This is a genomic window from Actinotignum urinale DSM 15805, assembly GCF_000420445.1.
Lineage (GTDB): Bacteria > Actinomycetota > Actinomycetes > Actinomycetales > Actinomycetaceae > Actinotignum > Actinotignum urinale.
This window is the reverse complement of sequence record NZ_ATUY01000002.1, coordinates 1-11,822: the sequence shown is the minus strand read 5'-3', so window position 1 is coordinate 11,822 and position 11,822 is coordinate 1. Positions and strand designations below refer to the sequence as shown.

14 protein-coding genes are annotated in these 11,822 nt (G+C 48.3%); 2 read left to right on the top strand and 12 right to left on the bottom strand.

Going from position 1 to position 11,822, the window contains the following annotated elements; all coding sequences use genetic code 11:
* Window positions 1-399 precede the first annotated feature (399 nt).
* Together G445_RS0101540 and thiD are read right to left on the bottom strand one after the other, a co-directional pair.
* Window positions 400-1,590: a cobalamin-independent methionine synthase II family protein gene (locus tag G445_RS0101540; RefSeq protein WP_022865814.1), complete on the bottom strand. Its 1,191-nt coding sequence runs from the start codon at window positions 1,588-1,590 to the stop codon at window positions 400-402.
* 686 nt (window positions 1,591-2,276) lie between these two features.
* Entirely contained in the window at window positions 2,277-3,113 is an 837-nt protein-coding gene (gene thiD, locus G445_RS09100) for a bifunctional hydroxymethylpyrimidine kinase/phosphomethylpyrimidine kinase (protein WP_211210493.1), read from the bottom strand.
* A gap of 367 nt (window positions 3,114-3,480) precedes the next feature.
* Here thiD and G445_RS0101525 point away from each other — a divergent pair, with 367 nt between their 5' ends.
* Window positions 3,481-4,041 (top strand): GNAT family N-acetyltransferase, encoded by a 561-nt coding sequence (locus G445_RS0101525; protein ID WP_022865811.1) that lies wholly within the window; start codon window positions 3,481-3,483, stop codon window positions 4,039-4,041.
* Window positions 4,042-4,311: 270 nt separating this feature from the next.
* Here G445_RS0101525 and G445_RS0101515 read toward each other — a convergent pair whose 3' ends face one another.
* From G445_RS0101515 to G445_RS0101505, 3 genes are all read right to left on the bottom strand, one after another.
* The gene (locus G445_RS0101515) at window positions 4,312-4,527 is read right to left on the bottom strand and encodes a hypothetical protein (RefSeq protein ID WP_156825517.1); all 216 of its coding nucleotides are present in this window, start codon (window positions 4,525-4,527) and stop codon (window positions 4,312-4,314) included.
* A 10-nt stretch (window positions 4,528-4,537) separates the two neighbouring features.
* Entirely contained in the window at window positions 4,538-4,993 is a 456-nt protein-coding gene (locus G445_RS0101510; RefSeq protein WP_156825516.1) for a hypothetical protein, read from the bottom strand.
* A 157-nt stretch (window positions 4,994-5,150) separates the two neighbouring features.
* Window positions 5,151-5,513, bottom strand: a complete 363-nt coding sequence (locus G445_RS0101505; protein WP_156825515.1) for a CdiA C-terminal domain-containing protein — start codon at window positions 5,511-5,513, stop codon at window positions 5,151-5,153.
* A gap of 494 nt (window positions 5,514-6,007) precedes the next feature.
* Here G445_RS0101505 and G445_RS0101495 point away from each other — a divergent pair, with 494 nt between their 5' ends.
* Window positions 6,008-6,268, top strand: a complete 261-nt coding sequence (locus G445_RS0101495) for a hypothetical protein (protein WP_022865806.1) — start codon at window positions 6,008-6,010, stop codon at window positions 6,266-6,268.
* A 180-nt stretch (window positions 6,269-6,448) separates the two neighbouring features.
* On the opposite strand, the gene G445_RS0101490 is transcribed toward G445_RS0101495, so the two are convergent.
* The 7 genes from G445_RS0101490 to G445_RS09085 all read right to left on the bottom strand — a co-directional run.
* Window positions 6,449-7,033, bottom strand: coding sequence for a VG15 protein (locus tag G445_RS0101490; protein ID WP_022865805.1), 585 nt, complete (start codon window positions 7,031-7,033; stop codon window positions 6,449-6,451).
* A complete protein-coding gene (locus G445_RS0101485; protein WP_022865804.1) occupies window positions 6,990-7,919 on the bottom strand; it encodes a hypothetical protein in 930 nt (309 codons plus the stop codon). Before G445_RS0101485 ends, G445_RS0101490 begins: the two co-directional genes overlap by 44 nt.
* Window positions 7,920-7,999: 80 nt before the next feature.
* A complete protein-coding gene (locus tag G445_RS0101480; RefSeq protein ID WP_022865803.1) occupies window positions 8,000-8,323 on the bottom strand; it encodes a hypothetical protein in 324 nt (107 codons plus the stop codon).
* Between the two features lie 30 nt (window positions 8,324-8,353).
* Complete coding sequence (locus G445_RS0101475; protein ID WP_022865802.1) at window positions 8,354-9,454, bottom strand: hypothetical protein; 1,101 nt, start codon at window positions 9,452-9,454, stop codon at window positions 8,354-8,356.
* Between the two features lie 868 nt (window positions 9,455-10,322).
* The gene (locus G445_RS09095; protein ID WP_022865800.1) at window positions 10,323-11,090 is read right to left on the bottom strand and encodes a Fic/DOC family protein; all 768 of its coding nucleotides are present in this window, start codon (window positions 11,088-11,090) and stop codon (window positions 10,323-10,325) included.
* A gap of 1 nt (window position 11,091) precedes the next feature.
* Complete coding sequence (locus G445_RS09090) at window positions 11,092-11,328, bottom strand: antitoxin VbhA family protein (protein ID WP_306718264.1); 237 nt, start codon at window positions 11,326-11,328, stop codon at window positions 11,092-11,094.
* A 144-nt stretch (window positions 11,329-11,472) separates the two neighbouring features.
* The coding region (locus G445_RS09085) for a VaFE repeat-containing surface-anchored protein (RefSeq protein WP_040430242.1) at window positions 11,473-11,822 on the bottom strand (350 nt) is incomplete at its 5' end.

Sequence of the window (11,822 nt, the reverse complement as noted above, 5' to 3'; positions counted from 1 at the left end):
TTTTACGGTCTTGGCGCAAGGTCACACTTAGATTTTTTGTGTCTTATAAAGTGGATGTAGAGGTGCGCACATTTTGGGATAACTATTTTTCGACGACGAAAATCCTGCGAAACTCCTCCACTTTCGCCTTATAACCCTCCGTTTCGCAAAGCAGTGGATAAGTGTCAAAACGTGTGGCATATTGGACCCGTTTGGGATTGTATTTACTAGCCAAAACAGGGATTTATAACATTCACGGCGTTATTAGCCGCGCTTACGTAACAAAATAGTGGTGGCCAGAACCCATCTACAGTTCTGCCACCACTATTTCAGGACGACGAATATAGTTCTCGTCGTACCTACTAACACTGCACGCTTTACGTACTGCTACGCACAACGCACCCACTAACGCTACGCACTTTACTTATTAACAATGCGCGTACCCTCGGCGAGAGCCTCCAACTTTGCCCACGCAATCGACGGATAAATACGCCCACCCAAACCACAATCCGTGGAGGCAATAACGCGGTCGCGCCCAACAAGATCCGTAAAGTTTTTGATGCGTTGCGCGACAAGCTCGGGATGTTCCACCACATTCGTAGAATGGGAAACAACACCGGGGATAAGAACCTTATCTTCAGGGAGCTTCACGTCCTTCCAAATCGCCCATTCATGTGCGTGACGCGCATTGGCAGCTTCAAACGTAATCCCCTGCGCCTTAACCTTGAGCACAATATCCACAATATCTTTGAACGGAATATCCGTGGTATGTGGCCCATGCCAGGAACCCCAGCACACATGGAGGCGAACGAGGGAAGGATCAATGCCTTCAATGGCGAAATTAATCGCCTCAATGCGGCGCTCCACCCATTCGCGATACTTATCGAGCGGCGGCTCGGGATTCACCTGATCCCAGGCCTCGCACAGCGCCGGGTCATCCAGCTGGACGGTAAGCCCCGCGTCCGTAATCAGCTTGTATTCTTCACGAAGCGCCTTGGCTGCCGCGAAAAGAATATCGTCGTCGGTTTCGTAGAAATTATTGGTGAGTCGGGAAGCGGAAGCGGGTGCCAACGCAGCAATAAATCCGTCCTTCGCATCCAAACCGTTTGCGCGCAATGCCTTCAACGTTAAATCAATATCGCGCTTGGTTTGTTCGTGCCCAATATACGTAAGCTCGGAGGTAATCGTCGGCATTTTTACTTCCTGGCGCTTCGCCTGGTGAATGCCCGAATCCGGATCCGTGTAAGCATCACGGAATTTTTGCCAATCGCGGCGGTTATCGAAACTTGTCAGCTCGACGGCCCCGCCACCTGTTGTTTCGCCCGCATGCAGATCCGTGTCCGTAAATTCCAAGCCACCCAAACGCTGGAAGGAGTACCACCACCAGGCACCGTAATCCACAGCTTCCGTCATAATATGGCCGTATTCGCCGTCGTTAATAATATCGAGTCCGATATCGTGTTGCTTCTTGACGACCTCAGCAATATAGGCGTCCAGCTTCTGCGCAAACTGCGCATCGCTCAGCTCGCCGCGGGCGTGGCGCGCATTATCTTCAAGCAAGCCTGCGGGGCGCGGTAGGGAGCCGACGTGCGTTGTACGAATGTTGGTCATGTTATCTCCTTAATAAAGGTGGCGGAATCGGGTTCCGCGCTCATAGTGGATATTAGTTGAAATGACTCCTGTGGTGCTCAAAGGCTTTACGTACTGGAACAACGGACGCGAAATGTAACGGTTCCAGCTTCGGCAGGTTGAAACGCTACCAGCGCAGATATATTTCTTTTGCGTGCAATTTTCGCTTGGGAGGCAGAAAGAAGGGCTTGAAATCTGCGCTAGCCCAGCATTCGCATGGGTAGTACGCGGAGCATCATCGGCATGTTCGGCATCGCCTTGTTAGCGTCGACTGTTGCGAACAGTACGTGAACCATGCCAGCTCCTTTCACATGCGATTATTCGTCGTTTAGCTATTCGTCTTTTGAGTATCCTCGTTTGACGCGATAGGGAAAGTTTATATGTGAATGGGCGCCTGCGCAAACTCGTTCCACTTTTACCGTTGCGTTATACGCACCGACCTTTTTCACACTCCCTTTCCGCACTCTTTTTCCTCACTCCCTTTCCACGCGTCCCCTTTTTTGCTTCTCGCCCTCGTAGCGTAATATTCGACGACGATAGAGCGCATTCCCGTTGCGCGTTGTCCCCTTGGTGCGTTGAGTAGCGGTTGCGATTAAGCGGGTACGCGAATTTTTGGCATACACAAGGCCCCGGCATCCGTTACGACACCGGGGCCTTTATGAGAGGAACTATCCTCGGAATTCTTCGACGCTGACCTTCGGGTTTCCTTGACCCGTGTAAGCTCCCTGCCACACCGTATCGAATGGTGTTTTGGCACTTACTCGTGCATCAATACCTGCCGTCACCATGTCTTTGGCAACCGCAACTGCGTCCTTCACCGTTGCACCCTTTGCCAGCTCTGCGGTAATCGCCGCGGCCAGCGTGCATCCGGCTCCGGAAACACGCTCGTTACCAACCTTGGGCGCGCGGAAAACATAGGCGTTTTCGCCGTCCCAGAGAACATCTACCGCGTCCTTCCCCGGAAAATCAATGCCACCTTTAACAACAACTGCTTTCGGCCCAAGCTCCGCAATTTTCTGCGCTGCGCTCACTAAATCTTCCACGGTTTCCAAAGATTCCATGCCGGACAATGTGCGCGCCTCAAAATTATTCGGGGTCGTTACCGTCGCCAAAGGCAAAATCTTTTCCCGAAGAGCGGTATCCGTGTCGAGCGCCTGCCCCGGTTCCTGCCCCTTACAAATAAGTACCGGATCGACGACGATATTGTCCCACTCCTGGGAACGTAGCGTTTCCGACACGACATCAATTGTTGCGGGCGAGCCAAGCATGCCGATTTTCGCCGTACGAATATCTTGTGCTCCGAGGGCGGCAGCTAATTGGTCGCGAAGAACATCGACGGGGACAGGGAAAAGTTTGTGCCCCCAATTGTTGTTCGGATCAAAGGAAACGATACATGTGAGTGCACCGGAACCATAGACGCCAAGCTTCTGGAAGGTTTTAATATCGACCTGGAAACCGGCACCGCCCGTGGCTTCAGAGCCTGCAATTGTGTAAGCAAAATTCATTATGGCTTGTTCTCCCTTATAGTCGCCCATCGAAACTACCATACCATTTTACGCGGTTTTTTGATGTGACGCCACGATGAGCGACTTCTAGGAAGAAAGTCTCATGTAGCTAGTCTCGTTCCAGCGTCACCGTAACGGTTGGCTTGTCCGAACTGTAGTCCATAATGCCTTTCACCTTAATGGGGAATTCTTTCGACTTCGCTCCAGGACCAGCGGGAGCACCGGGAGCGGGTATGAGCGTAAATGTCGGCTACTAAAAATACCACTAAAATCCAACGACCTGTTACATAAACCGCTATCCTCGGATAAAAGTCCCAAAAGTGAGCATTCCTTTGTTTTCACAAGCTACATGTGCGAAACTTCAAGAGTGTTTTCTCAAGCTGAACAATTTACCGAAACCTACACAATTCGTCCCTGCACGGCCCGCGACCTGCGCGCCCTCCAAGGCATTAGTCGCCTCACGTTTTCCGACACATTCGCCCCGTTCACGCCCCCACAAGATTTAGAAACACACCTCACAACCACTTACGCAAGCGAGAAATTACGTCGAGAATTATCGAATCCGAATTCCGCGTTTTTCTTCCTCGAATTTCACGACGACGAAAACACGTTGCCCGCGGCCTACCTGAAAATTAACGTCGGCGAGGCACAAACGGAGCCGGTGGACCCGGACGCGCTCGAAATTGAACGTATTTATGTGCGTCCCGATGCGAAACACATGGGTTTGGGAACCGCGCTTATTGAGTTTTCGATGGGCATCGCTCGACAAATGGGGATTACCAGGGCGTGGCTGGGAGTGTGGGAGCATAACGAACCGGCAAAAGCGTTTTACCGAAGCATGGGCTTTGTTTACCATAGCGAACATCCCTATCCCGTCGGGAACGATCCGCAAACCGATTGGATTCTCGTGCGGGATATTGAAGCGTAATTCGCACTTAGGGCAACACTGCGCATATTCTCACGCACCGGGTACGCCCAAGCACTCGGACTTTAGTTTTCTTGCCACACACATGCCCACGCACCGGAAATATTTTCAATAGTTTTCGTATCACGCACCCCTCCCCCGTACACAAACACCCCATCAAACGCTGTAACCGAACAAGAATCCGCCTACCTCACAAGCACAACCTTCAAAAGTCGCATAGTGCTTAAACATTTTAGAGTTCGCATCTTTAGCTCTCGCTCTCAGGCGTGCTTTTCACCCCTTGATCTCGTCATTCTCGGGCTTGTCCTCTAAGTGGATGTAATGTTCCAGAACAGGGACAAGGTAGTCCACGAATTCCTCGGTAGAAAGTTCGGCAGTATGCGGAAAACGCATAATATGGCAAACGAAAATTGCGCCCTGCAAAGCGCCGAAGGGCATGGCGAAGCCTAGGTCGCTGTCCACATTAAAAATCTTTTTGAAATCGGGCAAAATGCGTTGTTTAGTGGTGAAATCCGTTAATGCGCCACCCGTCGCAACCATTTTTCGCACCAGGGTTTTCACAAAGACTGCCCGGCTCAACCACACGTACCTGCATTGTCGCATCCCACAACCGTTCACTCATATAAGAGCCCTGGCCTTGAACAAGCTGGTTTAAGAAAAACCTGCGTGCTTTCGTCGGATCACTGACCATAAGTTCTTCCATCTCACCCCACACAGAATCAAGATTCACCCACGGAGAACCCTCATACACGAAGGCAAGGATTTTCCGCCGATCAGTTTTCTTTTGCCAATCCCACTCGGCAGGAGGTTTACGGTAAAACCTGTAAATATCCCCGGTTGTGGCATGAAACGACGCCTGAGCAGAACTATTATCCATCGGATCCCACGGGTTCGTAATCTCAAGCCCGCGCCTGCTGTTTCCTGGTTTTCCGCCATTTCGGCATCCCTCCATCACATAGGTTATTTAACCCTTTTCGGGTATGAAAAAAGCCCCCAACCATAACGGTCAAAGGGCTCAAAACTTTTATATGCATTTAAAATATATTGAGACGGTAAGGCTACCCGAGAGTAAACTCTGGGGGGGGGCTACCCCCGTCTCACCTACATTCTATCTAACCGGTCATGTTTATGTAAATTACCTTTTTATCTATAACAATGATCTTTTCAAGTTTCGTTCCGCCGTAAAAACGGCGCTCAATCTGAGACACAGCCAGTTCATCAGGCAATCCGCATCTTTCTAAATCGATAACAAGGCGAGATGCTTGTTTTTTCCCACGTTTAAATTGACTATCAATCGTGCTTTTCTCACTACTCCCCTTCGGTGATTTAAATTCCCAAACTTCACCGAATATTTTGACATCTGGATTTTTAACACCTTCCCCGTACTTCAACTGGTTAAAACTAAAATCTAAACCATGTTTTGCAAGTTTTTCCGCCGTCCTTTTTTCGTGCTCCCATTCAGGACTCCCTGACACGCTACCCTTACGTCCTGCCAGTTTTCCCGATTTCAATTCTTCCCAATAAGTACGATGTTTACCAAAAATATCGCCAATCCGTTAAGGAATTGCGAGACGAGCATAAAACGAGGGGTGTTGACGTGTCCGGCTACTTGGTGCCACCCAAGCAGTGGGCAAAACCGCTGCTGGACTGACCTAAAGATTTTCCCAAATTGAGGGCTAAAGAATGGAATCACATTCTTTATGGTGACAAGCGCGGGGGTGGACATTTGGCCGGTTACGAATGGATTAATTCGAAACCTGGCAAGGAAGTTACCCCATTTGGCAAGGGAGAAACTCCTAAAGATGTTGCAGAAATGCTGAAAAGGTAATTACCGCTACAGATAAAGACGATATGCTTGCTGAAAAGAATCAGATGTTATTCTCGACGGAAAGCCGTACCGTCTTGTCCTGGGCAAAAGGGCAAACGTTGTAAGAGTCGTATCATTTTATAAGATTGGGAGGTGAAACCGGTGGAATATGTAGAACTTTTTCAACGAATGTTGAGGTTTATTGAGAATAATCCCCATATCCCCGCCTCGCAGGGCAGAACTTTGCGCGAATTGTGGGAGAATGATGGGGCTAACATGACAGTTGCCGTAGATATTATTACAGGTTTCCACCAAAAACTTCCTTCTGATTTAATGGACGATTTTATTTCGTTGAGAAGCGAGATTGATACTGAAGACTATGAGTACATGCTGGAATCTCAAAAAGCGCTAATGCAGGCGTAAAAATATAACGGCTTGTTTTTCCGTGGTCTTCCGCGTCCTCGTTGTGCTGATTCTTCCCGCGCACGCGTATTAGCCTTTTCCGAGCCCTTAATACGCTCCCTAGCAATTTTCTTGTACTTCTCATATTCGTTGGACGGGACGGCTACAACGGTACAGTGGCAGTTATCGTGAAACTTGTATTTATCCGCCCCCCAGCGTCCTGCTTCGTGCCGTACAAACCCCTCGGTTTGCCACCATTAGGCACCAATCGCATGTTTTCTTCCCGCTGACCATACGCATGTATTTCACGCCTTCATATTTATCGACGTTCTTCCGTATAGTTTCGCGCCCCGCGTTAAGGATGTATTTTTCGCCGGTGGCTTTGAGCTTTCTTTTTATTTTATCTGCTTCCCATCGCGCCCTCGACTCTTCGATTTCTTTCATGAATCGGTCTTTATCGATGGCAAGTTTTCGTTTATCTCCCCCGAATGACCATCTGAACGACGCATCAATTGGAGAATTTTCAAAATTCTCAACGTCCGTGGTTGCTGCTGCAAGCCCCGTGGTTTTCTCAAAAAATTCAGCCGTCACACCTGCATGCGCCAGGCCATATTTTTCTATCCATGCCGGGTATGCCACCGCTAGGATGCGACGCATGTCGCGAAAATCCATGAACGCCACTTTTTTATATATCTCGTCGAACTCCTCCGGCGCTTTACCCACGAGGGAATCCCGCGCATTCTCATAGAGACGAATCGACTGATACGAGTAAGCGATTGCGCTCATCACTCACCTCCACACTCGGCTCTGCTGTTGGCTGGCTGGCGAGCTGTTCAATAAGGCTTCGAGCTTTCAACCGACGTTTTTCACTCTTCAGCCTGCAAGTAGTCAACTCGTCAAAACCAAGCAATTCTAACGCCGTGTCAGAGTCTGCCATCCACGGGAACGCGGTAACTAGCTTCATTGTGGCATCGGCTGATTGTGACCGTGATGTAAAGCGCGGGTCACGCCATACGGGAACGACCGTTTTCAGTTCCTCTGGTAACGCCGGTAAAACTTGAAGCCCGCTACCAGGCTCGACCGAAATGTTTGCTATCTGCCAGGCGCGTTGAATCGTGCGCGCTTTCGACGCGCTCCACGCCCGCGCCGTATCCTCCGCTTCAGTAATCAAATCCTCACGGGACGCAATATAGGATTTCGCCGATGTCGGATTAGCCTGCGACAAACCAACACCGAGCGAGGAGACGGGGATTTTCGCTTCGCCCGCAAACAACGCGATTTTTATCCGCTCAGAGGTCTGGCGGGCTACCCGCCCCATCCGTGCAGGAGGAACCCCTGGGCCAGAGCGCACAACAACCATGGTTTGGAACGTCAGCCATGTAGCGGGTGGCCCGTCGGCGAGATAGTTATATTCGGCGAGTCCCTGGCTCATTGCTATCTTGTAGCGTTCTATATCAAGCTGTGCGGTAGCGTTAGCGGTCTCAAACTCTTTCACTTTGCCGTTTGCCACCTCGAGCGCTAAGTTTGTGGACTGTTCAAGCTGTGCGTATTTAGCTTGGAGAGCATCATAATCGGCTTTAGAAACAGTCTCAGCAGGTACAGGCGGGGTGGTTCCGCCCCCTTCACCTGCCCCACTATCGGCGAACCGTAACCACGGCTTACATGTGAACATATATTGGTTTCCTTTCACTAAAATTGGGTATAAAAATACCCCCACGGAAAACCAGTGAGGGTATTAAAACTTTTTATTATTTAAAATTGGCTGAAATTCACAGTCTCGCCATATATTTCTTGCATATATTCTGTAATGTCAGCCACAGGGAGGTCATCGTCTAAAGGCTCATCCTCAATAGAGGCAATGGCTGCGAAAATCATTTCCTTGGGGATAACCATCTCGTCCCCGAGAGCAAAATTAAGCACACAACCAACAGAATGGAAATCCTCAGGTGACGAAACAATAACTTCAATATCTCTACGATTTGTCGTTTTGTCAAACCAGTACTGAATAAGCTCCTGGACAGGTGGAGAGAAGTACTTCTTTTTCCTCTCCCAATAATTAGCGTATTCGTCCATCATAAACCTCGTTTCTATAAAAATTATAGCAACCTATCTTTCATCGCGTGGATAAAATTTGACAGACCGTGGAGGATGCGGAATCCCTAAATCATATCGAAGAACAAATTCTTCTCCTTTATATCGGGCTCGCATCGTTATACGTGTACCACTCTTCGCGTACATGTGTCCGTGATTCAACGTGTAAAGATACGCCTCTCTCGCATCATCAATTGTCCACCTCTCTCGAAAAGCCGTATGTCTGCTTTTCTTTTTCACTTCAATCCCGAACCCGTGACCTCCCGCAATAACATTTCCTTCACTATCGCGGATTCCATAGAATACTTTCTCGATAATGGACATGTCGTTGCTTAGCTTTTCATCCGGTAACACCGAACTAAAATCGATAACATCTTTCCACCCATTTTCCGGCGGTACATTATATTTCTTACCGTATCTACTGCGCTTAGGATTATCACCCGGGTCAAAAACACCACCTACACCTTTCACCGGTGGTTTTCGTGGTGGTTTCCCGCCGGCTCCGACAGTCGCAAGGACAGGCACGCCAGGCTTTTGTTTCACGCCAACCTTACTGCCCGTAGTCTTACTCCCTGTCGTCTTTTTCCCAGACGTCTTACCTTTCACAGCAGAAACCACGCCAGCACCGCTAGACACCCGTTTCTTCGGAAGCCTCCCAGGTCCCAGCGTAAACAACTCCGGGAACCTCGCACGCAACTGGAAATCTTTACCCGACCACGGAGCCAAATAACGCCTAAGCTCAAGACGATAATTCGTTTCCGCCCACTTCACATCATCTTTTGTTAACGGCTCAAGCTGTGCCCACTGGCGTCCTTTCTGGATACCCTGCTCTCTCGCGCGTTCCCACGCCCGGCCAGAAGCATACGGATTCTTTCCCCGCAACGCCTCCTCATAATCCCTTGCCGCATCCAAAAACCTACGTTCACGCACGGTCGCAACATACCGGAACTCTTCACGAGTCAAACCATCCCGGCTACCCGCCCGTAAAGCTTTCACAACAGTATCCGAAGCCGTCCGAGCCTTCCCGCCCTTACCAAACTGGCCATACCCAAACTTGTTCCCGCGAATACTCCCGCCAGGAACCTGACCAGCCGGAAGAATATATCCATGACTCACAAGATGACGCAAATAAGCTTCCCTCGTCCATCCCCCATTTCGACACGCTTCAAAAATTGCCCGCGGGGTACGCCTACCAAGTAAATGTTGAACATTTTTCCCCGCATACCCGCGCCGTGCGCGGATGGCTACCCGAAACAATAGACGAATGGAACAAACACCGCCCAGGCAGAGGAGCTAGGACGGACAAGAAATAACTAACTCACCAATTAACTTCCCACTCACTTCCCACATTGGTAAGTATGTGGGAAGCTTTTTGCGATGAGTTGTGATGAGAGTTGTGCAAAAAAATTTAAATTTTCTTTGGCTTACCTATTGGTTTACCGCAAATCTTTACATTAATTAAATAAAACAAGCCCGATATCTCGTTTTCGTTGAGATACCGGGCTTTTCTTCCTGAGCCCCTTGTCAGACTCGAACTGACGACCTTCGCTTTACAGGCTTATGTTTATTTAGCCTACCAGCTATATATATTTTTCCCCAAGTACCGGCACTTACAGGACTTACAACACTGCCAGTAGTCCCAGTACCTCCATTACTTCCAGTAGTTCCGGTACTGCCAGGGCTATTAAAATCAAGGTAAAGGGTGTGGCTTGCGTCCACGCAAAGCCACACCCTTACTTACCAATCACTAGAAAAAGAGGAAATTATGTGGATGACAGAGTGGAAGAATCCCAAAACCGGGAAAATACGCTACTACCTTAACGGATGGTTGGAAACGTTACTTTGTTTTGAAAGAAATTATTACAAAAGTGGGAACATTTACGGGGCGAGCGTTTATGGTTATGGAATATCGAATCGTAAAGCACGCTATTTTGATGGCAAAGCATACGTAATTTAGCAAATGGATATAAACACAATAAAATACCTAAAGCATATTGCCGTGCTTACGATCAAGATTAACAGATGGATTTTTCAGGGTTGAATTACGTTCCCTAATCCCTCCAAGTTTTTCGTTCAATGTATTTTTCACATCATCAGGTGTTAAAACGTGATAAGGCAAAGGTTTGAGAATGGTTTTGAAAATAGGATAAAGACTATCTGGCACAGGTGGATAAGAACCTAAGTCTGGACCCGAAAGCATACTGGCATTATTCCATTCCGCTTTATTTATGAGACTATAATCCAATGTCATGCCTGCGCAATAAGCCACGTCTAACATAAAAATTTTAGAAGCGCGCCCATTTCCTTCACGAAACGGGTGTGCTTGATTCACATAGGCAAAGATAATGGCAAGTGTTTCTGCAATGGCAGTGGTATCCAAGTTTTTCCACGGAGTTGACGTGATAATTTTATGCACATCACCCATATATATTTCAGGACGATACCCCGTTAAAGACGCGAAGGATGAGAATTTCTTATATATATCAACCTTGCGCAACTTCCCAGCCCATTCATACACATCTTGAAAAAGATATGCATGAATAGCCTTCAAATGCTCAAGATCAAACGTTTGAGGGATAATGTCACGCCGAGTGAGTAGCTGTAATTGTCGTTTGTGCGTCCGTTTATACTCATATTCTTTTAATATGTCACCGTCTTTAATATTTGGAATATTTCTTAAAACGCCATTCCCAGCTTCATCTATAGTTTCAGGATAAAAATAGCTATACCAATTGGTTATCTGTTCATTCATCTTATTGATAGACAAGACCTAGACGTTCATCACAACGAGCATCATATTCCATCTCACTAATAGTCCCTTGTGCATAATCAATAAGATTTTTTACATCATCATAATTAGGTTCCCAGCCCTCATGCCAGGACGAAGCGAGAACGTTCAGAACATTCTGCTTTTGAGTGAGTGTAAGACCTTCAAATAGTTGTGACCAGCGTTGGGCAATGTCGAATATTTCCATCCCTAACCCTTTCATCCTGCCTGCAATTATACCAGAAAATGGCTTATTGGCGCGGGTTCGGAAGATTTAGGCGCGGGAGATCCCATCCCTTTAGTTGTGACAGGCAACCAAACTATGAGGAGGAAACATGCGGACCTCCCACGCACACTCAAAACCAACCTAGTCTTTAACGACTACGGCAGTATCGTATTCTGCCACATCATCGGTTGTTTTACGACGCGAACGTGCTTTCAACGCCACGCCCGCACCAAACAAACCACCAGCAGTAGCGATACCCGCAACAACACCCGTCACGCCCGTATGAGCAAGGGGTGGCGGAGTGGGTTTACCTTCAACTGTTACGGTCTGTTCAGTGTCTTTAATATCGTGGTGGACAGAAACAATATCGTTGCCATCCTTCACATCTTCAAACACGACAACCTTTTGACCTTCTAAACCAGTTGCATCAAACGGGATAGTAATCTCAGCACACTCATCAGCAGACTTCGGGGTAAACTCGCTAGTCTTCA